Annotated in this window: 24 protein-coding genes; 12 read left to right on the top strand and 12 right to left on the bottom strand. The window is 48.5% G+C overall.

Annotation, left to right across the window (positions count from 1 at the left end; all coding sequences use genetic code 11):
* Nucleotides 1–142 precede the first annotated feature (142 nt).
* The 4 genes from T488_RS0100120 (at nucleotide 143) to T488_RS0100105 (ending at nucleotide 3,011) form a co-directional block, all read left to right on the top strand.
* A complete protein-coding gene (locus T488_RS0100120) occupies nucleotides 143–697 on the top strand; it encodes an RNA polymerase sigma factor (protein ID WP_028519044.1) in 555 nt (184 codons plus the stop codon).
* On the top strand, nucleotides 690–1,583 hold the full coding sequence (locus T488_RS0100115) for a hypothetical protein (RefSeq protein WP_028519043.1): 894 nt from the start codon (nucleotides 690–692) through the stop codon (nucleotides 1,581–1,583). The genes T488_RS0100120 and T488_RS0100115 overlap by 8 nt, the downstream gene beginning before the upstream one ends.
* Nucleotides 1,580–2,647: a dockerin type I domain-containing protein gene (locus tag T488_RS16485; RefSeq protein WP_051536034.1), complete on the top strand. Its 1,068-nt coding sequence runs from the start codon at nucleotides 1,580–1,582 to the stop codon at nucleotides 2,645–2,647. The genes T488_RS0100115 and T488_RS16485 overlap by 4 nt, the downstream gene beginning before the upstream one ends.
* A gap of 94 nt (nucleotides 2,648–2,741) precedes the next feature.
* The gene (locus tag T488_RS0100105) at nucleotides 2,742–3,011 is read left to right on the top strand and encodes an acylphosphatase (RefSeq protein WP_028519042.1); all 270 of its coding nucleotides are present in this window, start codon (nucleotides 2,742–2,744) and stop codon (nucleotides 3,009–3,011) included.
* 251 nt (nucleotides 3,012–3,262) lie between these two features.
* On the opposite strand, the gene T488_RS0100100 is transcribed toward T488_RS0100105, so the two are convergent.
* The gene (locus T488_RS0100100) at nucleotides 3,263–3,712 is read right to left on the bottom strand and encodes an Rrf2 family transcriptional regulator (RefSeq protein WP_028519041.1); all 450 of its coding nucleotides are present in this window, start codon (nucleotides 3,710–3,712) and stop codon (nucleotides 3,263–3,265) included.
* A 195-nt stretch (nucleotides 3,713–3,907) separates the two neighbouring features.
* On the opposite strand from T488_RS0100100, the gene T488_RS16480 reads away from it, so the two are divergent.
* The 4 genes from T488_RS16480 to bioA are packed head-to-tail and all read left to right on the top strand — an operon-like array spanning nucleotide 3,908 to nucleotide 7,320.
* Nucleotides 3,908–4,459, top strand: a complete 552-nt coding sequence (locus T488_RS16480) for a biotin transporter BioY (RefSeq protein WP_037296611.1) — start codon at nucleotides 3,908–3,910, stop codon at nucleotides 4,457–4,459.
* A gap of 2 nt (nucleotides 4,460–4,461) precedes the next feature.
* On the top strand, nucleotides 4,462–5,433 hold the full coding sequence (gene bioB, locus T488_RS0100090; protein ID WP_028519040.1) for a biotin synthase BioB: 972 nt from the start codon (nucleotides 4,462–4,464) through the stop codon (nucleotides 5,431–5,433).
* Nucleotides 5,430–6,116, top strand: coding sequence for a dethiobiotin synthase (gene bioD, locus T488_RS0100085; protein ID WP_028519039.1), 687 nt, complete (start codon nucleotides 5,430–5,432; stop codon nucleotides 6,114–6,116). The genes bioB and bioD overlap by 4 nt, the downstream gene beginning before the upstream one ends.
* A 1-nt stretch (nucleotide 6,117) precedes the next feature.
* On the top strand, nucleotides 6,118–7,320 hold the full coding sequence (gene bioA, locus T488_RS0100080) for an adenosylmethionine--8-amino-7-oxononanoate transaminase (RefSeq protein ID WP_028519038.1): 1,203 nt from the start codon (nucleotides 6,118–6,120) through the stop codon (nucleotides 7,318–7,320).
* A 49-nt stretch (nucleotides 7,321–7,369) separates the two neighbouring features.
* Here the strand turns inward: bioA and T488_RS0100075 are convergent, their stop codons facing one another.
* From T488_RS0100075 to T488_RS0100065, 3 genes are read right to left on the bottom strand one after another with little or no spacing between them, the layout of a single operon-like run.
* Nucleotides 7,370–8,014, bottom strand: a complete 645-nt coding sequence (locus T488_RS0100075) for a D-sedoheptulose-7-phosphate isomerase (protein ID WP_037296606.1) — start codon at nucleotides 8,012–8,014, stop codon at nucleotides 7,370–7,372.
* Nucleotides 8,014–9,330 (bottom strand): HAD-IIIA family hydrolase, encoded by a 1,317-nt coding sequence (locus tag T488_RS0100070; protein ID WP_028519036.1) that lies wholly within the window; start codon nucleotides 9,328–9,330, stop codon nucleotides 8,014–8,016. The genes T488_RS0100075 and T488_RS0100070 overlap by 1 nt, the downstream gene beginning before the upstream one ends.
* Before the next feature lies 1 nt (nucleotide 9,331).
* Nucleotides 9,332–10,339 (bottom strand): kinase, encoded by a 1,008-nt coding sequence (locus tag T488_RS0100065; protein ID WP_028519035.1) that lies wholly within the window; start codon nucleotides 10,337–10,339, stop codon nucleotides 9,332–9,334.
* Between the two features lie 271 nt (nucleotides 10,340–10,610).
* Between T488_RS0100065 and T488_RS0100060 the strand changes: the two genes are divergently transcribed.
* Nucleotides 10,611–12,191, top strand: a complete 1,581-nt coding sequence (locus T488_RS0100060; protein ID WP_028519034.1) for a CotH kinase family protein — start codon at nucleotides 10,611–10,613, stop codon at nucleotides 12,189–12,191.
* A gap of 462 nt (nucleotides 12,192–12,653) precedes the next feature.
* On the opposite strand, the gene T488_RS0100055 is transcribed toward T488_RS0100060, so the two are convergent.
* From T488_RS0100055 to T488_RS0100030, 6 genes are all read right to left on the bottom strand, one after another.
* Complete coding sequence (locus T488_RS0100055) at nucleotides 12,654–13,394, bottom strand: dockerin type I domain-containing protein (RefSeq protein ID WP_028519033.1); 741 nt, start codon at nucleotides 13,392–13,394, stop codon at nucleotides 12,654–12,656.
* A gap of 78 nt (nucleotides 13,395–13,472) precedes the next feature.
* Complete coding sequence (locus T488_RS0100050; RefSeq protein WP_028519032.1) at nucleotides 13,473–14,588, bottom strand: hypothetical protein; 1,116 nt, start codon at nucleotides 14,586–14,588, stop codon at nucleotides 13,473–13,475.
* Complete coding sequence (locus tag T488_RS0100045; protein ID WP_028519031.1) at nucleotides 14,575–15,129, bottom strand: RNA polymerase sigma factor; 555 nt, start codon at nucleotides 15,127–15,129, stop codon at nucleotides 14,575–14,577. Before T488_RS0100045 ends, T488_RS0100050 begins: the two co-directional genes overlap by 14 nt.
* 314 nt (nucleotides 15,130–15,443) lie before the next feature.
* Nucleotides 15,444–17,165 (bottom strand): leucine-rich repeat protein, encoded by a 1,722-nt coding sequence (locus T488_RS0100040; RefSeq protein WP_028519030.1) that lies wholly within the window; start codon nucleotides 17,163–17,165, stop codon nucleotides 15,444–15,446.
* A 211-nt stretch (nucleotides 17,166–17,376) separates the two neighbouring features.
* Nucleotides 17,377–18,549: a hypothetical protein gene (locus T488_RS0100035; RefSeq protein WP_028519029.1), complete on the bottom strand. Its 1,173-nt coding sequence runs from the start codon at nucleotides 18,547–18,549 to the stop codon at nucleotides 17,377–17,379.
* The gene (locus T488_RS0100030; protein WP_028519028.1) at nucleotides 18,536–19,090 is read right to left on the bottom strand and encodes an RNA polymerase sigma factor; all 555 of its coding nucleotides are present in this window, start codon (nucleotides 19,088–19,090) and stop codon (nucleotides 18,536–18,538) included. The genes T488_RS0100035 and T488_RS0100030 overlap by 14 nt, the downstream gene beginning before the upstream one ends.
* Before the next feature lie 199 nt (nucleotides 19,091–19,289).
* Here T488_RS0100030 and T488_RS0100025 point away from each other — a divergent pair, with 199 nt between their 5' ends.
* Nucleotides 19,290–20,303: a dockerin type I repeat-containing protein gene (locus tag T488_RS0100025; protein ID WP_028519027.1), complete on the top strand. Its 1,014-nt coding sequence runs from the start codon at nucleotides 19,290–19,292 to the stop codon at nucleotides 20,301–20,303.
* A gap of 325 nt (nucleotides 20,304–20,628) precedes the next feature.
* Here T488_RS0100025 and T488_RS0100020 read toward each other — a convergent pair whose 3' ends face one another.
* A complete protein-coding gene (locus T488_RS0100020; protein ID WP_028519026.1) occupies nucleotides 20,629–21,408 on the bottom strand; it encodes a hypothetical protein in 780 nt (259 codons plus the stop codon).
* A 231-nt stretch (nucleotides 21,409–21,639) separates the two neighbouring features.
* The gene (locus T488_RS0100015; RefSeq protein WP_028519025.1) at nucleotides 21,640–22,242 is read right to left on the bottom strand and encodes a class I SAM-dependent methyltransferase; all 603 of its coding nucleotides are present in this window, start codon (nucleotides 22,240–22,242) and stop codon (nucleotides 21,640–21,642) included.
* Nucleotides 22,243–22,380: 138 nt separating this feature from the next.
* Here T488_RS0100015 and T488_RS0100010 point away from each other — a divergent pair, with 138 nt between their 5' ends.
* Together T488_RS0100010 and T488_RS19960 are read left to right on the top strand one after the other, a co-directional pair.
* Entirely contained in the window at nucleotides 22,381–23,271 is an 891-nt protein-coding gene (locus tag T488_RS0100010) for a DUF5131 family protein (protein ID WP_028519024.1), read from the top strand.
* A 73-nt stretch (nucleotides 23,272–23,344) separates the two neighbouring features.
* Nucleotides 23,345–23,641, top strand: a 297-nt coding sequence (locus tag T488_RS19960; RefSeq protein ID WP_037296601.1) for a hypothetical protein, incomplete at its 3' end; no start/stop codon positions are given.

The following is a 23,641-nucleotide window of genomic DNA, read 5'->3' as shown; positions in this document are numbered from 1 at the left end:
TCGATACAGACCCCTGAGGAGCGGAAATCCCTCAGGGGCTTTTCTGTACCCGAAAAAATTTCCGCAGGTATGAAATATCCTTATGTGTAAATCGACTATATGGGTAAGAGGACCTCATGCCTCATGAAAGGGGGCGCATACCATGGACGACGCGTCTATCATTGAACTTTTCCGTAAAAGAGACGAGAAAGCCATAACGGAGCTCCGTCAGAAGTACGGGCGGCTCTGTTTCTATATCGCAGGGAATATACTCTCTCAGCGCGAGGACGCGGAGGAGTGCGTGAACACGGCGCTTTTCGACGTCTGGCAGAACATTCCGCCCGACAGTCCCGACGACCTGAGAACATATCTCTGCCGCATAGTTAAAAACAAGGCTATCGACAGGCTGAAATATAACTCCGCAGGGAAGCGTGACCCTAAGTTCACGGTGTCCCTTGACGAGCTTGCGGAGTGCGTGCCCGACCGCGCTGAGGAGAATATCTCCGCGGAGAGACTTTCGGAGCTCATAAGCCGCTTCCTGAGAACTCAGGACGAAAGGCGGCGGAAGATCTTCGTCAGGCGCTACTGGTACGGGGACAGCCTCGGCAGGATAGCAGAGCTGTTCGGCATGAACGAAAAGACCGTGGCTACCGACCTTTATCGGACAAGAAAGAAGCTAAAAGCGTTTTTACAGAAGGAAGGTTACGATTATGGATAAAATGAATATATTTGAAGCCATGAACAATGTCGATGACGACCTTGTCAGGGAAGCGGCTGAGGAAAACATCGTATCTGAGAAGGCTCATGTAGTCACTGAGAGCAATGTGACCGTTTCGGGAGTTGAGACCTACCGCAGGATAACATGGCATAAGATAGCCGCCATAGCTTCCGCAGTCCTGCTCATTGCAGGCGTGGGAACAGGAGGAGCACTTATGCTGAAGAACCGTCCCCCTCTCCTTGAGGAGGTGACAACAACTACCACCACCGAAGCCGTGGACGCCACAGCCGTGCAGGCAAAGGGCAGCAAAGAGACTACAGAGCCGCCCACAGCGGCTGCTGTCACCGAAGCTGAAACAAAAGAAAGTGAAAATAAAGTCCCCACGGAGGCAGAGAAAGAAGAACGCCGCCTTACAGTCAGGGCTGAGGAAAAAACAGAGTCTCCCCGTGAGGAGGATAGCGACAGCAGAGAAGATGAGGTGCCTGCCGTAACTACCGCCAAGGCAGTTCAGCAGCAGAAGACCTCGCCTGCCAACGCACAGACCCTTCCCAAGCCTACAACGGTCACCACCGCAGCAATACATTATCCGGGCGAGAAGACCACAAAGCTCAACGAAAATCCTTATCGTCCCGAACTGCGTGACCCTGACGATGATATTCCCATGCTGACATGGTATCCCGAGGACGGAGCATGGCTATTCAATACGCTGAGTGGTCTGAGCTACCGCCCTTATACCTGCGACGGTATCCCCGAGGGCATCTTAAACGGCAGCGACGGCAATACCTATCAGCTGAATTTCTCCGATGGATGGATCTGGAGAAACGGAATTGAAGAAGCTACCATGCCCGATGAGATCAGACAGTACTTTATAGGAATAGCAGAATGATGAGAAGATACATAGCAGCGATCATCGCTTTTACGATGTGCCTGTCAGCTATGAGCCCTCTGTCCGCAAGGGCGGAGGGCTTCTTTATACGCGGAGACGCAAACGGTGACGGAGCCTTTGATACCGCCGACCTTGCGGCTCTGAAAAAATGGCTCACGGGTGACCCCGAAAGCGGACTTGTTTCACCAAAGGCAGCTGACCTGTGCAGGGACAATGTCACTGATGTTTTTGACCTTGTGGCTATGAGGAGGGAGCTCATCTCCGCGGCTGAGCCTTCTATCATATCAGCCCCGGTATGCAGGGCTGCGGCTCTTGTATGCGCAGACAGCGGAGAGCTGCTCTACGGGGACAATATAAACGAGAGGACGGCTCCTGCCAGCCTTACGAAGCTGCTCACCGCACAGGTGGCGCTGAAATATCTCAGCCCCGAAACGGTCATCACCGTGGGCAGCGAACAGAGCCTTGTGAAAAGCGGCTCCAGTCTCTGCCTTATACAGAGGGGACACAGGCTCAGGCTCTATGACCTTTTGAAGGGTATGCTGATGGCTTCGGGCAATGACGCCGCCTACACCGTGGCAGTCGCCGCCGCAAGGGCAGCCCGTCCCGATGTCAGCATGACGGATATACAGGCTGTGCAGTATTTCGCGGAGCTGATGAACAGCTATGCTGCGGATATTGGCATGACTCAGAGCCACTTCGTTAATCCCGAGGGCTGGGACGATGAACAGCAGTACACCACGGTCTCGGACCTGCTCATACTTGCACAGCGGGCGTGGTCGGTGAAGGAGATACGGGAGATAACAGGCACAAGCCGCAGATATGTGGTTTTCGCCTCGGGGGAGAACATCACCTGGAACAATTCCAACGCCCTACTCGACAAGAGCAGCCCATATTACAACGCAGATGCCGCGGGCATGAAAACAGGCACCACCGCCGCCGCAGGTAACTGCCTTATCGCAGTGTTCAGACGCAATGGCACCACCTATATCTCCGCGGTCACAGGCTGCGGCAGCAATGAAGACAGATACCTCCTGACAAATAAGATATACTCGGCAGTTGTATGAGCCTGCGGAAGCGGAAATGCTCTTTCTTGACAATGGCTGCGGAAAGGAGTATGATAGTTACTGACGATAATTCCGCAGAGAGAGGGGCAGAGCAATGGCAGAAATACGCAGGCATATGATCTTTCACGGCTATGTACAGGGAGTGGGCTTCCGCTGGAAGGCAGCCCATACGGCGCGGCGCTTCGGCGTTACGGGCTGGGTAAGAAATCTGGACGACGGCTCCGTTGAGATGGAGGCTGAGGGACAGGAGCAGGACATAGAGGCTCTTGTGCAGGCTCTTGAGGACCACAGCTGGGGCAGCGTGGAGAGTATAGACTCCCGGAATATCCCCGTTCAGGGCGGCTACAGCTTTGAGATAATATGACCGCATTAAATCAAAATTTAACACCGCAGGTGTTAAATTTTGAGTGAGTAGAGAGTAGTAAGTAGAGAGTAGTATTATTCAGTGTATCGGCTTCTACTCACTACTTTCTACTTACTACTTACTCAAATCATAATTTTGCTCTGCAAAATTATGATTTATCACAGCAACAAAAATGCCCCTGAGCACTTCGTAATGCTCGGGGGCAGATCTTTTGCATGGGTATCTGTCTTGTTTCTGCGGAGATCCTTGGCTCAGATATAGTACATGGGAGCTTCTGACTCCGAATTCTGTATCTCGCTGAACCTGTCCGTTATCTCCCTCAGGGTGAGCTTTGCGGAGAAGTCCTGCATATAGTGGGTGACAGGCTCCCACAGGCACTGTGATATTGCCGTATTTGCGGCGGAGTCCAGTTTTTCACTGAATATGCTGTGTGAGAGAATGGTGTTGTCGAGAGCGTCCACTATCTCCTTCAGAGTTATTTCGGCTGAGGGACGAGCGAGAACATATCCGCCGCTTGCGCCCTTGACGCTGTTGATAATATGGCTCTGTCTTAGGTGTGGGAGTATCTGCTCCAGGTACTTCGCCGAGATATTGTTTCTCTCGGAAATGGCTGCGACCTTGACGATGTCTCCCTTTGCGGAGTTCACGGCAATATCAACGAGAGCGATTATGCCGCATTCGACCTTGGTGGATATTTTCATACATATCATCTCCTCTTATCTCATATAAATCCTATTGATATACTAAGTATAACATATAAAAACATTTTTTGCAAGCCCGTTTGTTATAGATAAAACTTATATCGTCTTATTTGTCAACCGACAACACAAAACAGGTTGACAAAAACGATGGGGAGTGATATAATAGCCTTGACATAAAAAATACAGAGGTGCATTATGAAAACCAGAGACCTTATACTCATTTCCATGTTCACGGCGCTTACCGCCGTGGGCGCGTTCATCCGCATACCCGTACCCGTCTGTCCCTTTACGCTCCAGCTTCTTTTCACCACCATGGCAGGACTGCTCCTCGGCGCGAGAAAGGGTGCGGTTTCCGTGCTCATCTACGTCCTTCTGGGACTTGCGGGACTTCCCGTGTTCACAGGGGGCGGCGGTATCAGCTACGTTTTTCAGCCTACCTTCGGCTATCTCATCGGCTTTATAGTGGGCGCCTTCATAACAGGTGCCATTGCACACAAGGGTGCTCCCACCATGAAGCGACTGCTGACAGGCTGCTTTCTGGGACTTGCGGTGGTCTACGCCCTTGGAATGCTGTATTACTGGCTCATAAGCCGCTTCTGGCTGGGAGAACCCATTGGCATTGCCCCACTTTTCCTTTACTGCTTCGTTCTGGCAGTCCCCGGGGATATATGCCTGTGCATACTGGCTTCCGTACTGGGTAAGAAGCTTCTCCCCGTCATCAATAAACAAAGCGTAAGGAGCGTGTAAACATGGACTTTCTTAAACTTGCAGACGAGATAATCGGCGGCAGACGTCTCGGCAGGGAGGACGATACCTCCGCCTTCATCACCGCAGACCTTGACGGACTTCTTGAGGGAGCAGACCGCATAAGGAAGGCACTCTGCGGCGATCATATCGACCTTTGCAGCATCATCAACGGCAGGAGCGGCAGGTGTTCGGAAAACTGTAAATTCTGCGCACAGTCCGCCCATAACTGCACGGGCGTGGACGAGTATGGTTTTCTCGATGAGGAGGCTATCGTGGACGAGTGCAGACACAACGCCGAAAAGGGCGTCCACCGCTTCTCCATAGTCACCGCAGGCAGAACTCTCAGCGGAGCGGACTTCGACAGGGCGGTCTCAGCCTACAGCCGCATGAACGAAAGCGTTGACATTGAGCTCTGCGGCTCCCACGGACTGCTGACCGATGAGCAGTTCCGCAGACTGAAGGCGGCTGGCGTTAAGCGCTATCACTGCAATATCGAGACCTCACGCCGCAACTTCCCCAACATCTGCACCACTCACAGCTTTGACGAGAAGACAGCCTGCATAAAACGTGCTCAGGCGGCAGGGCTCCAGGTCTGTTCGGGAGGTATAATCGGCATGGGCGAAACATGGGAGGACAGAGTGGATATGGCGCTGACTCTTGCGGAGCTCGGCGTGGATTCGGTGCCAATAAACTCCCTTATCCCCATCAAGGGCACTCCTCTTGAGGAGCTGACACCCATCTCCGAGGAGGACATTCTCAGGACTGTGGCGATATTCAGGTACATTCTCCCCACAGCTGATATAAGGCTGGCGGCAGGCAGGAACCTCATGGAGGGCTGCGGCAGGAAAGCCTTTCTCTCGGGAGCAAATTCAACTATCACAGGCGATATGCTCACCACCTCGGGCAACGGCATCGCAGACGATACCGCCATGTTCAGAGGCATGGGCTTTGACATCGGAAGGAGACAGAAATGAGCAGAGGGATTTTTGTGACAGGTACGGGTACGGACATGGGAAAGACCTATATTACGGGACTTATACTGAAAAAGCTCCGTGAAGCAGGGATGTCGGCAGCTTACTTCAAGGCGGCTGTCAGCGGAAACGAAAGGGGAGCGGACGGTGCTCTCATTCCCGGAGACCCCCTCCATGTAAAGACAGTCTCGGGCATTGACCAGCCACTGGAGGAGATGTGTCCCTACGTCTACGAAAACGCGGTATCACCTCATCTTGCCGCAAGGATAGAGGGCTCCCCAGTGGAGCCTGACGTCATAAAGAGCCGTTTTGCCGACCTTTGCAGCCGATACGACTTCGTTACCATGGAGGGCAGCGGCGGCATTATCTGTCCCATATGCTGGGACGGGCAGAAGATACTCCTCGAGGACATCATCAAGGCTCTGGGACTGGACTGCATAATAGTTGCGGACGCAGGTCTGGGTACCATCAACAGCGTTGTCCTCACCTGCGAATACATGAAAAGCCGCGGCATTGCCGTAAAGGGCATCATCTTCAACAACTGGCAGGGCGGTGTCATGGAGGAGGACAACCGCAGTATGTGTCAGCAGCTCACGGGTGTTCCCGTTATAGCCTGCGTGGAGCGGGGAGCTGCCGACCTTGATATAAGTGCAGACGAGCTTACAAAGCTTTACGGAGGTGTGTGACATGATATGGTATCCCTACGCTCAGATGAAGACCCTTGACCCGCCAATAAAACTCTCTCACGCCAAGGGAGTCCACCTTTACACCGAGGACGGTCTTGACCTTATCGACTCCGTTTCCTCGTGGTGGAGCGTTATCCACGGCTATAACCACCCCGAGATGAATGCAGCTGTCAGCGGTCAGCTGGAAAAGTTCGCCCATGTCATGCTGGGCGGCATCACTCACGAGCCTGTGCAGCGGCTCTCCGCAAAGCTGGAGGAATGGCTGCCCGCGGACCTCAACTACTGCTTCTTCTCTGACTCGGGAAGCGTGGCGGTGGAGGTGGCTCTGAAAATGGCTCTCCAGTTCAACACCAACCGCGGTTCAAAGCGCGACACAGTCCTCGCCCTTGAACACGCCTATCACGGCGACACATTCAAGGCTATGGAGGTGGGTGACGATGAGGACTATCACTTTGCCTTCGGAAGCTCCAACGAGAAGAAAAAGGGCGTTATCCATATCCCCACGGAGCTGCCCGCTCTGGAAAAGGCTTTCGCGGACTATGGCGAAAGGCTGACCTGCTTCATCGTTGAGCCCCTTTTGCAGGGTGCAGGCGGCATGAGGATGTACGATGTGTCATTCCTCAAAAGAGCCCGTCAGCTCTGTGACGAGTACGATGTGCTGCTCATCTTCGACGAGGTGGCAACAGGCTTCGGACGCACGGGAAACCGCTTCGTAGCAGACCTTGTAACTCCCGATATACTGGTGCTGGGAAAAGCACTCACGGGCGGATATATCGGTCATGCTGTCACCGTCGCCAATACAAGGGTGTGGGAGTGCTTTTACAGCGACGACCCCACTCACGCTCTCATGCACGGTCCCACATTCATGGGAAACGCTCTCGCCTGCTGTGCGGCTCTCAAGTCCATAGAGCTCTTTGAAAAGGGAGACTATATGGCAAAAATACGTCGTATCGAGGAGATAACACGCCGCGAGATGGAAGGCTTCTCCGACCCGAGGGTGAAGGAGGTACGCATAATGGGGGGCTGCGTCTGCATTGAGGTGTACAACGGCGCAGACATTGAGGGCTTCCGCAGATTTGCCCGTGAAAGAGGAGTTTTCAGCAGGACCTTCCTGAAATATATGTACGCCATGGTTCCCTACGTCATCGAGGAGTGGGAGCTGGTAAAGATACTCTCCGTCATGAAAGAGTGGTTCGCAAGATAAACGAAAAGACCCGTAAACGGCTGATTACCGCTTACGGGTCATGTTATTCTCAACCAAAGAAATGATCCTCCAGCATAAGGCAGAGACAGTGGTAAACAGGGAGATGAAGCTCCTGAATCATGTATGTCTCGGTCTGGGGCACCTTTATGCACACATCGGAAAGCGCCGCCAGACGGCTGTCCTTTGCGCCTGTGAGACCTATCACCTTCATGCCCTTAGCCTTTGCGACTGTGGCTGCGTAGAGCACGTTTTTGCTGTTTCCCGAGGTGGAAATGCCCAGCAGCACGTCACCCTCATTGCCGTAGCCGTTTACCTGCTGTGCAAAGCAGAGCAGGGGCTCACAGTCGTTCATATAGGCAGTGGTCAGTGCAGGGTGTCCGTCAAGGGCTATTGCAGGCAGTGCGCCCTGCAAATTCTCAGCCAGTACGGCGCCCAGCCCGGGCTCGGCTTCGGTGAGTTTTTCCGCAAAGGCTCTGTCCACCCTTCTGGGCAGCTTGAAGCCCTTCATCAGCTCTCCTGCGATGTGCTCCGCGTCTGCGGCGGAACCGCCGTTTCCGCAAATAAGCAGCTTTCCGCCCCTGCCGTAGCTCTCCTCCATAAGGGAGTAAGCCGCGATGATACTTTCCTTTGCGCTTTCAAGGGAGGGGTATCTCTCCACAAGAAGCTCTATGTGCTTCATAAGCTTTTCGTCCATTACTTTTCTCCTTCTTCCGCGGCGAACCTCTCCGCAAATGCGAGAAGGCTGTCCACGGTCATATCCTGTCCGAAGTCTCCCTCACCGATGAGGGCTGTGCGGCAGCCTGCCGCCTTGCCTGCGAGGATATCGTTCTCACCGTCGCCAACCATCCATGAGCGGGAAAGGTCTATATTAAGCTCCTCAGCCGCCTTCAGCAGCATACCTGGCTTTGGCTTGCGGCACTCGCAGTCGAATTTCAGCTCGGGTATCTCTCCCTCAAAGCCCTTGTGTGGGTGGTGGGGACAGAAGTAGATGCCGTCCAGATAAGCGCCCTCCTGTCCGAGGAGAGTCTCCATCTTGTTGTGAATCTCCGACAGCTCCCCGAAGGTCACCTCGCCCCGTGCGATAACGGGCTGATTGGTGGCGACTATTGCAAGGCAGCCCGAGGCGTTTATGAGCTTCACAGCCTGTGCAGCGCCCTCCTCCAGCTCGAAGTCGTCTATATCGCGGAGAAATCCCACGTATTTGTTGATAGTGCCGTCGCGGTCGAGGAATATCGCTCTCTGCCTGTGCTTGAGGTTTCGGGCAGTTACCCTGCCTGCGGCGAAATCCGCGCATACCGCCTCATAGCGGTCGGGAGTTCCCATATCCTTGACGTATTCGGGACTGTCATAGCAGAACATCTTACCGCTTCCGCAGAGGGGCTTGAGTATCTGCCTGTCAAGGTCAGCCTTTATTATTTTGCCGTCCCTTTCGCAGCCCACTTCGTCGGCGCTTATACCGCACATATCCAGCACCTTTGGCGACAGCACATGAAGTCCCGCATTGACTCTGTTACTGTACCACTGAGGACGGACGTCCTCCTTGGTGAGCCAGCGCTCTACTGCGCCGTTTTTGTCGGCGATGAGTACACCGCTGTCATAGGGGTGGCTGTTTGGGTGGGTAAAGAGGGTGACAAGCCCGCCCTTTTCCCTGTGGTAAGCCGCAAAGCGGTTGAAGTCTATATCGAAGACCGCGTCAGCATTGAGCAGGAGGAAGTCCTCCGTAAGCTCACTGCGGAGCTTCAGCAGCGCACCTGCATTGCCAAGGGGCTGCTCCTCCACATAGTAGCTGATATTCACGCCGAAGCTGCTTCCGTCGCCGAAGTAGTTCATGATGTGCCCGGCAAGATGTGACACCGTAATGATGATGTCTGTGAAGCCCTGGCTGCGGAGGCACTCTATCTCGTGCTCCAGCACCGGCTTGCCCTGAATGGGTATCATGGGCTTTGGTATATCCGAGGCGACAGAGCTTATCCTTGTGCCCCTGCCGCCAGCCATAATAACTGTTTTCATATCACTCGTCCACCCTCGGCTCATAGGTCTCGGGAGTGTAGTGTATCACCTGAGTACCGCTGTTTTCAAACTTGAATGGGATATACATCAGATCCTTCATAGCCTCCCTGACCCTTCTGTGGTCCTCGGGACGGACGTAGAACACCAGAAATCCGCCGCCGCCTGCACCCAGGAGCTTTCCGCCGAGAGCACCTGCGGCTCTGCCTCTTTCGTAGAGTGCGTCGATGCTGTCGGTGCTGACTGCTGAGCCTGTCTGGCGCTTCAGCTTCCAGGTATGGTCGAGGAGCCTTCCGAAGTCGTCCAGGTCTGCGCTGCGGTCGGTGAGCACCTTCTCGGCGTCGTCCACAAGGCTGTACATCTCCATGAGCTGAGCGGTCTTGTCAGCAGCTCCCAGGTTGTTAGCCTGCTGGACTGCCGCAGAAAAGCGGGTAAATCCCGTGAAGAACATCATAAGGCTGTCATTGAGCTGCTGCTTTCTCTCGGGACTGATGATAACGGGAAGCACCTCATAGCCGTCGGCATTGAAGTTTATCCTGTTGAAGCCTCCGAAGGAAGCCGCTATCTGATCCTGCCAGCCCCCTGCCTCGTCGCAGAGCACTCTTTCAAGGTGGATAGCCTCGTCAGCAAGCTTTCTCTTGTCGGCATATCTGCCTTTGAGAGCGTAGAATGCGTTGAGCATACCAACTGCGAATGATGAGCTTGTTCCCAGACCCGACCTTGCAGGCAGGTCTGCCTCGTAGGTAAGCCTTATCTCGTGCATATCCAGCATCTTCATGGCGTTCCTGATAGCAGGGTGAGCGATGGAATCAACGTCGGTGACACGCTCGGTCACGGAGTAGGAGAGCTCCGTGCTGTAATCGAAAAAGCGTGGGAGATGCCTTACGTTGACGTAGCAGTACTTATCGAAGGTAGTGGAAAGAACTGCACCGCCGTGCTCTCTGAAGAAGCTTTCCATATCTGTTCCGCCGCCGAAAAAGGACATACGGAAGGGGGTTTTTGTGATTATCAATCCTATTGCCTCCAGTCTGACAGCTGCGGCAGGAAGTGCCGCTTATCTTATCCTCCGCTGTGTGGGAGGAGGGAATATCTTTATTTTGCGTAAACACACAATATTATAACATAAACTGCCTGAAAATACAAGAGGCGCGGCATCAAAGTTACCGTTTTATTATGCTTTGCAGCTAAAAATGCAGTGTTAGGGCTGCCTGAACATAAAGGGTTGCAATTCTGCGGGTACTATGGTATAATGGGTGTATCTTTTAACTTCGAGGTGCTAAACAATGAAAAAAGCTACGCAAATATTCTCCGCTGCCCTTGCAGCTCTTATGTTATGCAGCTGCTCGGCATCCAAGGGAAACAACAAGGAAAACAATCCATCAGCAGGCGCTCTTCCCGTACTGTCCATAGAGACAGTCAGCAAGGAAAAGAACGTCCTGGACTTCGTCAATAAGCCCGTTGCGGGACACGTCTCCCAGCTCATCGCCTCGTGGACTCCAGGCTATCAGATACCTCCCGAGCCCTATTATGAGGACTGCCTTATCACCCTCAGGGACACCGACGGAAGTCCCCTTCTTGACTCCTCAGAGGGCAGGGTGAAGGTGCGCGGAAACTGGACGACTACCTACGACAAAAAGCCTCTCAGGATAAAATTCACGGAAAAACAGAACCTCCTCGGTCTCAATGACGGGGCAGAGCAGCGCAACTGGCTGCTGCTGGCTGAGTACAAGGACGGCTCCATGCTCAGGAACAGGGCTGCCCTCTATGCCGCACGGGAGATAATGAAGGAGGACGGTCTTTTCGTTGCGGACTCACAGCTTGTTTCCGTGGAGATAAACGGCGAGTACTACGGCGTGTACCTGCTCTCTGATATGCAGCAGGTAAGCTCCCACAGAGTCAATATCACCGAGCCCGAGACCGATTACACAGGCACGGATATAGGCTATTTCATGGAGTATGACGGCTATTTCTACAACGAGGACGAGCTTCACGGCTTCCCTCTGGACTTTGCGGACAATGCTCCCCTCACTCCCTTTGACGGCGAGGGCGGCGGCGGAAGGACTATTGATCCGCTCCCCAAGGACGAATATGACCCCAAGCCCCAAATGGGCATGACTATCAAGAGCACGGTGAACTCCGCAGAGCAGCATGACTTCATCGAGAATTACGTCAATAACGTCTATAAGATAATGTACGAGGCTGCCTACAATGACAAGGCTTATGTCTTTGACAGCAAATATAAAAATATCTCTCTTGCGAGCAATATCACTCCTCAGCAGGCAGTTGAGAACGTAGTGGACGTTGACTCGCTGGCGGATATGTACATCATCAGCGAGCTGACCTGCGACGCGGATATTTACTGGTCCAGCTTCTACATGGACGCTGATTTCGGCGCAGAGGGCAGCAAAAAGCTCCGCTTTGAAGCTCCCTGGGACTTCGATTCCGCTATGGGCAACAAGAACAGATGTATCGACGGAACAGGCTTCTATGCCGCAAATATAGTTCCCGACGTGGACGGAGGTCCTGAGGAGAACGGCGCCTACTACACCATCAATCCCTGGCTGGCTGTCATAGCCAATGAGGACTGGTACCAGGACATCGTAAAGGAGAAGTGGACAAAGGCTTATGACAGCGGCGTTTTCCAGCGCACCTGTCAGCTCATCACCGACGAAAGCAGCAAGTATAAGGGCGATTTCACTAAGAACTACGATAAGTGGAACAATATCATCAATAACGAGATATTTGCCGCTGAGCTCTCTGCTCCTGCAAATGAGTGTACCAACCAGGCGGAGGCTGCTGCCTTCCTGCATGACTGGCTTGAAAAGAGAGTGGAATTCCTCAACAGCCAGTGGCATATCAACTGAACCATGCTCCGTAACGGCATTGCTGATAGGGTAGCTTACAGGTAATTATCAGGGAAAAACCTTTCTGATGTAAGATGTCTTTAACGCAGAAAAGTGAAAATCAAACTGGATAGGACAAAAGCTGATACTTACAATAACGTAGGTATCAGCTTATTTTTATATAAATCCGTTGATTTAGATGTTGAATTACGGTAAAGTGATTACGAACTATAAATTCGGGCTTATCATAGCAGCCGTATAAAATACAAATGCCCCGAAGCTTTCAAAGTGCTTCGGGGCAAAACTTATATATGGGAATCCGTATTACAGGAAATGGCACATCATATTCACTCAAACTATAACCTTTCCGATGAAAATCAAATCGGTTTCATCTACCACTCTATTTAACTCAAAAGGTTTATATGAAGCGGAGACTTGTTTGGTCAACTTAGAAATTTCAGATTCTTGCCATATTGTTGAACTTTAATCGTTTGTAACAGAGTTCCTGGCGTAATAATAAAGTATTGCAGAGGCATCAACAGCATTTATTGAACCATCACTGTTAAAATCCGCTGCCACGCTTTGCTCCTTATTGAATATTCCTTCTCTATTTGTAGAGATGTTGGCATAATGGGACAATACAAGTGACGCATCAACTGCATTGATATGATCATCAGAATTTACATCTCCATATAGGTTTCCCATCTCAGTAACGGATCTTCGAAGTCCCGTCACGGAAAAAACTACACGGACAGAGTCAGTTGCTTTAAATCCGGCTGTTTCTCTGTTTTTAAGTCGTGCTTCCATTTTGATAACTCCATGATTTAATACCCCGTCAGTTTTCCAAGCGTAAAGCGGCTGACGTGCAAGTCCACCATCATATTTTTCACCATCAACCCATATCTCTTCGATATCAAGCTTTACCTCACCATATTCTCCCATACCTATAGGGTCGTTCCCCTCAATGCAAAGATCAATATCAACGGCATTAATGAAATTATAATTTCCTTTTACGTCCCATGTCAGATCATACCTGCCGTTAGAATAAATATCTTCACCCTTCAGCATAGTATCACTATCAGAGTCAGATCTGAGATATGATGTTCCGACAGACACTTCCTTTAAATCTCCGCTTTTTGTTTCTGCAAATGATGTCATACTTGCTGCTGATCCAATACCAAGCATCATAGAAATAGCAATCGATAAAACTTTAGTTTTTTTCATAATGATACCTCCTTTTCAGGTCATGATCAGCCATTATATGGCAGATATTGTTTATTTAAGAGCATTCAAAAGCTCTTTTTACCGGTTAAAAAGCTCGCTGAGAAATCTTGTTAAATCATCTTTTCGGAAGAACATGAACCAATTTGAGCTATTAGCTTCATCGGGAATACAGTCTGTTATGTCTTCCTTTTCAAGTGCCATCGACAATACATTTTCATCATTCCCGAAATAACCGTTATAAGCCGAGACTATGTCATTTATAACAGGCATTACTGCATCGCGGGAATTGGTTATATACAGATCGGAATGTTTCTCCTGTTCAAATCTGTCATAAGGATTATTTGCTTTCATTGCATAATAGTCATCATCAAAGGCATTTGTTATGAATATGTATTCCCGATCGTCATTTATCAGAAATGATCCCGTGTGAAGCTTTGAAAGCGAGTCTGCATAATAAATCCTGACGGTCTCCTTGTCGGTTTGTCCGTAATATATATCATTAATTTTAACTTCTATAACAGCATTACGATACGGTCCCCAGTTCTCACCATTTTCATCTGTCCACTTGACCTCATATTCCTTTCTGTCAATGACAGTACCGCTGAAAACAAGATCAGTTTCTTCAATAACACTATCAAGATCAAATGGTTTATACATATTCGATACACGACCTATTCTGCTGTCGATCTCAACCTCGTTCCATTCTGCACTGATATTATATGTCACTTTGGTAGTTGTAGTCCGGACAACAGGTCGTCTCGTTTCTGTTGTATGCTGCTCATGAGTTCCTGCTGTGGTATTTGTCTTAACAGAAGTGATCTTCTCTGAATTTTTATCGGAAGATGTTCTCACTGTCTGAGAAATAGTCTCAGAAGTGATCGTAGAGACAGATGTTGCTTTCTCTGTACGTTTGCCATTTGACATAGTGGTCGTGGCATTCATATAAGATGAACTTTCGCTTAATGCTGAAGATGATTCTTCAACAAAAGATGATGTAGCTACTATAATATCAGAATGTTCAAAATGATCATTATCAGGCATTTTTATTGCAAAAACTGCAACGATCACTGCTGCACAAAGGCCTGATATGCTAAAGGCAACACGACGAATAACTGCCATTTTTCGCCGTTTAGCTTCAAGCTTTTCGTCATACTTACGAAAAATGCTTTCTATCCTTTCGTCATAATTCTTCATATTCAAAGCCTTCCTTTTCCAGTTCCTTTTTCAAAGCCTGTTTTGCCCTGAAAACTAAGTTTTTCATCTGACTATCGCTTTTCTTCATTATTTTCGCCGCTTCTGAATTGCTGAAGTTTTCAAAATAGATCAGATATAACACCTGCTGATAATCCGGAACAAGTCGTGAAAGCACCTTGTGAAGCTGTATTTTTCGTTCTTCGCGGATATAGCTCTTTTCGAGATCCTGCTCATCACTGATATTATGCATTTCATCAACAGGAGTGTCATAGTATCTTGAATTCTTCTTCAGACAATCAATGGAGGTGTAGCGTGCTATTGCGTACAGCCATGTTTTAAAAGAGCTTTTCCCCTTGAACGCAGGCTTTCTCAGAGCGATCTCAACAAATACGTCTTCCATTATCTCTTCTGCAAGACTTATATTCTGCACATAGCTGTTTATGTAGAAGATCAGTCCGTCACTGTATTCACGAACGATCTCTGCTAAACCTTCATTATCTCCATCAAGGAAACGGCGGTAGCTACTTGCACCGTTATCCATTTTCACTTCTCCTTTTGCAGTATTTTGTCTTCTATAACTTAGTCTTTTTAGTATGCTAAAGGTTTCACCACAAACTCATATTTTTTATATTTAACTAAAGCTTAGCCCTATATACTCATTTACATTCTATCATACTGTAATTACATGTCAAGTTTTGTGGAACGAAAAAAAGCTCATTTTTATAAAGCGAGATCATTAATGTCAGGTACAGCCATGATCATACACAATGCAGAAAACAAGAACATATAAAAAAGGACTCTCCGCAAAGGAAAGCCCCTTATATGTGTTTAAGTTAAGCTTGATTCTGATAGATCTCAGGATGTGAGTTTCTTTCTCATCAATACCATATCAATGGAATCCACCACTCCGTCTTCGTCAATATCGCCATAATAAGCCCCCGTACCAACATATTTCCCAAGCAGGAACCGCTGAAGTGCGACCGCATCTGCAACAGTTATCTCTCCGTCAAGATTTACATCTCCTGCTTCTGCTTCAAGAGCTTCAAACTCCAGTCCCCATTCGTTTGCATAACGCTCAGCTTCTGTACCCTTGTAGCCTTTGATGACGCATTCGCTGTCAAATACACATTCCTGTTCATCGGTAAGGGGATGAATTGCCTTTACTTCAATTCCCGTTGTAGCGCCTACGCCTTTTGCTCTCGGAAGTGCGCCTATTATCTCTACTGTTGGTTGTATAGTAATTTTTTTCAGTCCGCATGGATAATTACTTATGTTGCCTATCTTATATTCGCCAAAGGCTCTCGTACCAACAGACTTTACGGAGCTGCCAAGGCTGACATTTTCAAGTGAAGTGCAGCCCATGAAGGCGTCAGGACGTATTGCTCTGACATCATTTCCGAAAGTTGCTTTTTTAAGCGATGTACAGAACGTAAAGTCTTTTTCGCCAATTATATCTGAATTAATATAGATCTCTTCCAGTTTTCTGTTCCCCTCAAAAGCACTCGGATAGATTATCAGTTCGGGAATATCTATGTATAATTGTGTCAGACCGCAGTTCTGGAATGCTCTTGCTCCGATAAATCTAAGTGAATCAGGAAAAGAAATCTCAGTAAGATTCGGGCAGCCATAAAAAGCCTGTGCCTCTATCCGTTCAATTGTGTCAGGAATCCGAATATCTGTTATTAACGAATTCTTGAATGCACTTGCCCCAATGGAAGTTACAGTATAGCCGTTGACATCAGAGGGAATAACTACCTGTTCGGTTATGGCAGGGGCTTCGTAATTACGAATGTTATATATCGCATATTTACTATAAGAAAACTGCACTCTGTTATCATCTAATTTTTTGTACAGGTCTCCGTCGTGTATAAAATAACCGTCATGACCATCATAGTCTGAAAAGTCCAGATAATCATTATCGTCTTTTTTGTAGAATTTTGGTTCATGGAAATCATATTTCTTCCGTGGGAGAGTGAAGACGCAGTAAAGCATTCCGTTATCGGTGGTTCCATAATCAAAATTCGATGCCTCATGTTCACGGGCAAAATCTATGTATTCGGTAATATCATCTGCACTTTTAACGGTAACGCTGAATAAATTTCTATAATCAGAGCCACCGTCATCTCCTGTGTTCTCACCGCTCGAACGCACTCTGGCTGTTCCTTCATCATCCAGCCAGTATTCGTTATAATCATCCCAGTCGTCAAGGAATTTAATATCGGGAACACAGTGGGTATAATCCGGATAACTGAATATAGTATCAGAATACTGATCCCATACACCATAGCTGTCAACAAGATCTTCAAGCTTCAGTCTTTCTCCGATAAGAGGATCATGAGCAAGAGTTCGCCTTGCTCTCTCACATATAACAGTCCCCTTTGCAGACTGTTCTGTATCGAATATAAAGTGACACAGTTCCTGTTCCTCCTCAGTGAGGGCATTATAGTCTGTAATGCACAGATCATATTTCAGGAATTTATTCCATAACTGATAATCCGGTTCAATAGAATACGCTCTTTGAGGGCAAATCGAGTTAATTATAAGCGTTGAAATAGTAAGCGCTAAGATTTTCTTCATAACCATCTCTCCTTAGGCAGCATCGACGCTTAATGCAGACATCTTTCTTTCACTTATTATAACATGAAAACCACACGTTTTCAATATAAAAATATGTATTTATCAGACTTATATCAGGACAAACCATTTTCCGGTGCTCACAAAATACTTAAAGGATCCTGATACTCGCCAAATAAGTTTCTTCCCGCTCGATTTTGTTTTATTTCAAGGTTCAATACGTATTTCCCGTAATTACCGATATAACAGCTTTTGCCCTGTCCGCGCTTATGTCGTAGCAGGAACGTACACCGCAGAGCTCGCACCAGAGCTGACCGCTTTCGGAGACTCCGAAACTGCCGCTGACATAACCCGTCCAGTAGTATATCTGGACAACAGATCCGTTTTTTGCTTCAGCACTGTATATGTCGGGGAGAGATGTGTCCGCGGTGAGCAATGACCAGATACTGTCTTTGTCTATGTTTTTGCGTAAGCCGGAGGCTGAATAAGCAGTGCCTGTAAGTCCCTCAGCACTGAGTCCCATATCATTTATGAGACCGCCAAGGTACAAGGGAGAGTAGTCTCTTTTGACATAGATATACGTGCCCGTCCTGTCGGCAAACTTCACTGCTATCATAGCATTTGTATTGGAAAGTCCCTTGACGCTGTATATTTCTATATCCGCGGCAGCAGCCTTCGCCGTGCCGTTTTCCATATATTCCCTCTCAATATGAGCAGATCGGATATAGCTGCCTGTCATGCGGTCGGAGCTGTTATAGCTGACGAATTTGTAATTTGTCCCCGCAGGTTCGGGAGATGCAAGCTCCTCATGACTTTCGATGAAAATTTCGCTGAAAACAGTGGGAACTGTAGATGTGGGGGACGGTGGAGCAGTTGTAATTGCAGGCGGCTCCGTGATGCTTTCGGGAGTTGTAGTGGTAACAGCAGTAGTCCCGGCGACTGTCGGAGCCTCTGTTATGGCAGTTGTCCCCGTAGTTGCCTGAGGTACGGCTTTGGTAGTATTTGCAGCAGTGGTGCCTGAGATCCCGGTAGTTTCTGCCGCAGCAGTACTTATCGAAGTGGTCTGAGTTGTCACAGGAGAAGATGTGGTTTTCACCGCAGAAGTCACAGCAGCTGTTGAGACAGACGTTGTTTTAGTTTCGGTGACGGTCTCCGATGCAGTCGGCTCTGTCGTATTTCCGACCATGCTGCTGCCTGAGAATTTGTCGTTTCCGATATCCTTGGCAGAGGACAGTTTCCACATTCCCACACCTGCGATGACAGCGGCACACATCCCCGACACCGCATAGGAGGTGTGCTTTATTTTTACGGCTCTGAGCCTTCTCTGCTCGATTATCTCGTCGCCGCGCTTCATTATCCTGTTGGCAATATCTTCATAGCTCCTCATACTCAAAGCCCTCCTTTTCAAGCAGTTTTTTCAATGCGCCTTTTGCGCGGTAAAGCAGGTTCCTGACCTGCCTTTCACTTTTCTTCATAATAACAGCCGTTTCGGTGTTGCTGAAATTCTCAAAATATACCAGATACAGCACCTGTCTGTAATCAGGCGTCAGCTTCTCCATCGTCCTGTGGAGCAGCCTGCGCTCATCGCTTTGTATGTGGTTCTTTTCTATATCTTCCCTGTCGGAAATATCGTAAAACTGATCTATGGGAGCCTGCTGTATCTTCCGCCGTTTTCGTATGAAGTTATAAGCGGTATAGCGTCCCACGGAGTAAAGCCAGGTCTTGAAGGTGCTTTTCCCCGAAAACCTCGGCTTATCGGTGTATAGTTTAAGAAAGGTCTCCTCGGCAAGCTCCTCGGCTTCGGAAAAGCTCTCCGCAAAGCCCGTGAGGTACAACGTGAGACCGTCCCAGTATTCAGCGACTAGCTCGGTAAAAGAATTTCTGTCACCCTCAAGGAAACGGCGGTAGCTGTTTGCACCGCTGTCCATAGACAACTCCTTTCATGCGATATGGTATAGGTCCTCTACTGATTAGTAACATTTTTTCGCATTTTGTCTCACCTTGATTATAAAATATCTATTTTTCCATGTCAACAGGATTTTTTTGAAACCAGTGAGACAAATCCATCGAAAGTGTTACTAAATAGTGAAAGGCAAAAACATACTGCCTTAAAAAGGAGGTATTACTATGAAAAAACTGACAGCTATTATATTATCCGCAGCTCTCGCCGCAGCACAGACTGCGGGAATAGCCGCAAATGCCGAAACGGGCAGAGATTACTATGCAGACAAGACAGTAGATGAGGTATATACTGAGTTATCGGGAGAGGACTATGTATTCCTCTCAGACAACTATCGCTACGGCGGAGGACAGACCATAACCCTTGACAGCAGCGGAAAGTACCATATCATAGAAAAGAAGTCGCAGGGCACAGAGATAACTGTTGCCAAGGGCAGCGAACTTCCTGTTGATGAAATAATCAGCGCTGCAAGGGCGCAGATAAAGGAGTCCCCTGCAAAGCAGAAGCCAACTATTAAAAAGAATGACAACGGTGTTACCTACACCCTGAACTGGCTTCGCAGCGACTATTATGAAGCTGTATGCGATGTCCTCAAAGACTATGACAGTGTTCTGTCCATAGACGAGAACTTTGAAGTATATGAGGACAGGAATTATCTGAGTGTGGACGGTTTTTATATCCGTTCAGACAGGTCTCCCGAGAAGATCATAAGTGACTATCCCGAGCTGAGACTGGAACAGAGATGGTATGAAGTTTTTGATGACTATGATTATTACTTAGCCATCGGCAGCGAATCATGGACACACGGTCAGCTTTATGAGGCATTGAAGGATATGAGCGAAAATGGTATCGGATATTCGGCATTGTGTGCGACAACAGAGCTTGCATTCTTAAATGTTGACACAATAAACTGCACCCATAACATCTACACCAAGGAGGACGTGACAGATGAGCTCCGCACCGAGATAAGGCAGTTCTACAGAAGACCAGCGATGCAGGGCGACTCAAACTGCGACGGAAAAATGGATCTTGCAGATGCTATATACATCATGCAGTCCCTTGCAAATCCCGATAAGTACCGACTCACGGATCAGGGCAGGTTCAACGGTGACCTCAACGGCGACGGTGTTACTTCCGGAGATGCCCTCGAGATACAGGAACGACTTCTCGGATTAAAATGAGAAATTACTACCTTTAATTGACTTTTTCAAAAGTAATATAATAGAGAAGCTCCACAGATTTCTGTGGAGCTTCTTCTGTTTTATAAAAATCATTATTGAACAATAAATGTCAAATACGATGGAACTCAAGAAATTTTATGATATCAGTAATGTAAGCGCCAACCCAAGCCAGCCCTTACGATAGAAGAAAGTATGTATTTTAGAACTGTGAAATGAAAGAAAAAAAGCAACAGGAATGTGTGCTGATCTAAGCAGAATAATTGACAAACCAAATCGAATAGGACTAAAAACAGCGGTGCTCAGACGAGTACCGCTGTTTTATCGTTTATGATCGTTCACTAAGCAGTATAGATACACGGTTCTGTATCATCTCAGCGCATTGCCTGGCAGAATGTTCCCCTGCAAAATAGTATTCCGTTTCCTCGGCGATCATAGAGCTAATAGCGAGTTCTGTATTTCCCGAGGATATCCTACGGACGCTGCGGACAAACTGCCCGTATCTCTTCTGCTCATCATAAGTCATAGGAGTTATCTTTATCTGTTCATTTGAATATGGATCCCTGCCTGTTTCGTCCATATATACCTTTTTATTGCCGTTCAGCTCATCGTAATAGAATGGCGGTTCAAGAGCAGCTTCCATAACCTTTTTTAATCCGTTTTCGGTAACAGGGATACCATCCGGATTCCCATTGCAGCATTCATCGGCAAGAAACAGCTTGATAAACTCCCACGTGCCTTCCTTATTATCTGAAGTCTCCATAATTGCAAACTGATTTGACGGCAGCATGACAGAGCCTTTTCCGTCAGCGGACGGAGCTCCTACAAACGTCATATCCTCGCCAAATACAGACTGCTTCTGCACATTTATATCTCTGAACGAGGAAAAGTACATATCGCTCAGCAGAGCCGTATCATTTCTGCATGAGCACTGTTCCCACGCATATTCGTCCACACCCGGGAACTGTCCTGCAAATTCAAGCATATCAATAAACTCCTGCGAATCAAATGAACAGGTATGTGTAGTCAGGTCGATGAAGTCAGATCCGGAGTTTGAAAGCCTGTCGAAAACTGCGTTCCTGTTATTGGCTGTTTCAAACAACTCCATACCGTCAGGACGTGACTCATAAGCTGACTTGAATTCATCAAAAGTCCAGTTCTCCGTATGGAGAGGACGCTTTATATATGAGAGAACGGCAAACTTTTTCAGGCTTCCTCTCCATAGAAAAACTAAAACAGAGCCTTCAGAAAAAGAATAGAGGGAAGTACCCTTCAGAATGGGCTTCCCTCAATATCTTCTGTAAATTACTATATTATGGATGCCGTTGCAGAGCGTGGTTTATTGCGGTTTAGTGATAACGGCGACTGCGCAGGGCATACGTCCCTCTATTACGAAGAACTCAGTATCAGCATAGCCTGCTTCCGCAAAAAATCTCTTGTAGGACTCAAGGTCGAACTGCCGCTTGAAATCCGCGCCCAGTCTGCCAATTATCCCTGCCATGAGACCTGCGCTTTTGCTGGAGCGGTTGATGTAGGTGGGGATAATGACTATGCCGCCCTTTCTGCACACTCTGTAAAGCTCCTTAACGGCGGCTTCGGGATCGTCAAGGAGGTGTATGACATTGCCTGCAACTACCTTGTCGAAGCTCTCGTCTTTCCATTTCAGGGCGGTCATGTCAACGCGGCGAAGCTTCACGTTAGAGAAGTCCCTGCACTTTTTCCCGGTCTGCCTCAGCATACCCACGGAGAAGTCCGTAGCGATGAGCCCCTTGCAGGCAGGTGCCAGATGACGGGTGATAGCTCCGGTACCGCAGGCGCACTCCAGTACAAGGTCGGTTTTGTCTATATATCCGGCAACTTTGACGCCGAGGGCTTTGTAGTTCTTACCGTTGTAGATATTCTCGAATAGGTCGTAAAGACCTGAAATTCTGTCCCAGAACATGGCAGTTCCTACTTTTATTGTTTGTAAGTATAGTATAACACAAATGCTGAGAAAAATCAATATTGCAGGAGACTTGACAATCCCTGAGATTTGTATTATAATAAAAGGAACGTAAGTTCTTTTTTGAGGAGGGATAAAATGCACGATATATGGAATCCCTGGCACGGCTGCACAAAGGTCAGCGAGGGCTGCCAGAACTGCTATATGTATTTTCTGGACAGGCTCCGCGACCAGGACGGCTCGAAAATATACCGCACAAAGGCGGGGTTCCGCTATCCTCTCTCAAAGGACAGGAACGGCAATTACAAGATAAAGAGCGGCGAGACTGTAAGGGTCTGCATGACCTCTGACTTCTTCCTTGAGGAAGCCGATGAGTGGCGCAGCGAGGCGTGGGACATCATGAAGATACGCAGCGATGTGGTGTTCTTTCTGCTGACCAAGCGCCCCGAGAGGGTGGAGAGGTGTCTGCCGAAGGACTGGGGCGAGGGCTGGGATAACATCTTCTTCAACGTGACTGCCGAGAACCAGCGCCGCGCCGATGAGCGCATACCGATACTCCTTGACCTGCCATTCAGACATAAGGGGGTCATGTGCGCGCCCTTCATAGGACAGGTCAGCATCAGAAAGTACCTGGAAACGGGACAGATAGAGCAGGTGCTCTGCGACGGTGAGAACTATGACGGTGCCCGTCCCTGTGACTTTGAGTGGGTGAAGCTGCTGCGGCAGGAGTGCCTGGACAATAACGTGACCTTTGTGTTCTGCGGAACGGGCAGAAGGTTCATCAAGGACGGCAGGCTCTACAGGATAGAGGGCAGCGGACTTTCAAGCATACAGGCTTATAAATCGGGCATGAGCTTCAGAGGAAAGCCCATGAGCTTTGACCTCTATGACAGTCTTGGCTATCCCATCAGGGACGAGGACAGGTACGTTCCCTATTTCGGAGAGCGCTGCAATACCTGCGGCATGAGGCTGAGCTGCAATGGGTGCAGCAGGTGCGGTAAGTGCGGAGAAGTCGGAGCGGACAGATAAAGAATATGAAAAGGCGGACTATTAAAGGCGACGCTCGTACAGAAGGTTTACGGGTGATATTGAGGGAAGCTCTTTGAGAGAAGTGCTTCCCTTTATTCTTTTTCTGAGGACTCTGTTTCGTTTTTATCAGGACAGGGCGCTTGATAATATATGCCTTTTTATTATATTTAAGGCGCCCTGTCCTGATAAAAACCAGCCAAAAGTCTTTGGAAAAGGGGGTATGGGGGAAAGAACCTTTCCTCAGAAAGGTTTTTCCCCCATAATTACGCGTAAACTTCTATATAAGCACCGCCCTTACAGTCCGCCTTTTTTGCTTATTAATGCATTAATCCTTTTCACCGGTGTCGAGGTCTGTCATGCTTTTCATTCC

This window comes from Ruminococcus flavefaciens ND2009 (genome assembly GCF_000621785.1).
Lineage (GTDB): Bacteria > Bacillota > Clostridia > Oscillospirales > Ruminococcaceae > Ruminococcus > Ruminococcus flavefaciens_C.
The sequence above is the reverse complement of the archived record's forward strand: the minus strand, read 5'-3'. Positions and strand labels throughout refer to the sequence as shown.

Coding starts and splice junctions, on each gene's coding strand:
- T488_RS0100120 (WP_028519044.1), top strand. CDS start 143: ATGGACGACGCGTCTATCATTGAACTTTTCCGTAAAAGAGACGAGAAA.
- T488_RS0100115 (WP_028519043.1), top strand. CDS start 690: ATGGATAAAATGAATATATTTGAAGCCATGAACAATGTCGATGACGAC.
- T488_RS16485 (WP_051536034.1), top strand. CDS start 1,580: ATGATGAGAAGATACATAGCAGCGATCATCGCTTTTACGATGTGCCTG.
- T488_RS0100105 (WP_028519042.1), top strand. CDS start 2,742: ATGGCAGAAATACGCAGGCATATGATCTTTCACGGCTATGTACAGGGA.
- T488_RS0100100 (WP_028519041.1), bottom strand. CDS start 3,712: ATGAAAATATCCACCAAGGTCGAATGCGGCATAATCGCTCTCGTTGAT.
- T488_RS16480 (WP_037296611.1), top strand. CDS start 3,908: ATGAAAACCAGAGACCTTATACTCATTTCCATGTTCACGGCGCTTACC.
- bioB (WP_028519040.1), top strand. CDS start 4,462: ATGGACTTTCTTAAACTTGCAGACGAGATAATCGGCGGCAGACGTCTC.
- bioD (WP_028519039.1), top strand. CDS start 5,430: ATGAGCAGAGGGATTTTTGTGACAGGTACGGGTACGGACATGGGAAAG.
- bioA (WP_028519038.1), top strand. CDS start 6,118: ATGATATGGTATCCCTACGCTCAGATGAAGACCCTTGACCCGCCAATA.
- T488_RS0100075 (WP_037296606.1), bottom strand. CDS start 8,014: ATGGACGAAAAGCTTATGAAGCACATAGAGCTTCTTGTGGAGAGATAC.
- T488_RS0100070 (WP_028519036.1), bottom strand. CDS start 9,330: ATGAAAACAGTTATTATGGCTGGCGGCAGGGGCACAAGGATAAGCTCT.
- T488_RS0100060 (WP_028519034.1), top strand. CDS start 10,611: ATGAAAAAAGCTACGCAAATATTCTCCGCTGCCCTTGCAGCTCTTATG.
- T488_RS0100055 (WP_028519033.1), bottom strand. CDS start 13,394: ATGAAAAAAACTAAAGTTTTATCGATTGCTATTTCTATGATGCTTGGT.
- T488_RS0100050 (WP_028519032.1), bottom strand. CDS start 14,588: ATGAAGAATTATGACGAAAGGATAGAAAGCATTTTTCGTAAGTATGAC.
- T488_RS0100045 (WP_028519031.1), bottom strand. CDS start 15,129: ATGGATAACGGTGCAAGTAGCTACCGCCGTTTCCTTGATGGAGATAAT.
- T488_RS0100040 (WP_028519030.1), bottom strand. CDS start 17,165: ATGAAGAAAATCTTAGCGCTTACTATTTCAACGCTTATAATTAACTCG.
- T488_RS0100035 (WP_028519029.1), bottom strand. CDS start 18,549: ATGAGGAGCTATGAAGATATTGCCAACAGGATAATGAAGCGCGGCGAC.
- T488_RS0100030 (WP_028519028.1), bottom strand. CDS start 19,090: ATGGACAGCGGTGCAAACAGCTACCGCCGTTTCCTTGAGGGTGACAGA.
- T488_RS0100025 (WP_028519027.1), top strand. CDS start 19,290: ATGAAAAAACTGACAGCTATTATATTATCCGCAGCTCTCGCCGCAGCA.
- T488_RS0100020 (WP_028519026.1), bottom strand. CDS start 21,408: ATGGAGTTGTTTGAAACAGCCAATAACAGGAACGCAGTTTTCGACAGG.
- T488_RS0100015 (WP_028519025.1), bottom strand. CDS start 22,242: ATGTTCTGGGACAGAATTTCAGGTCTTTACGACCTATTCGAGAATATC.
- T488_RS0100010 (WP_028519024.1), top strand. CDS start 22,381: ATGCACGATATATGGAATCCCTGGCACGGCTGCACAAAGGTCAGCGAG.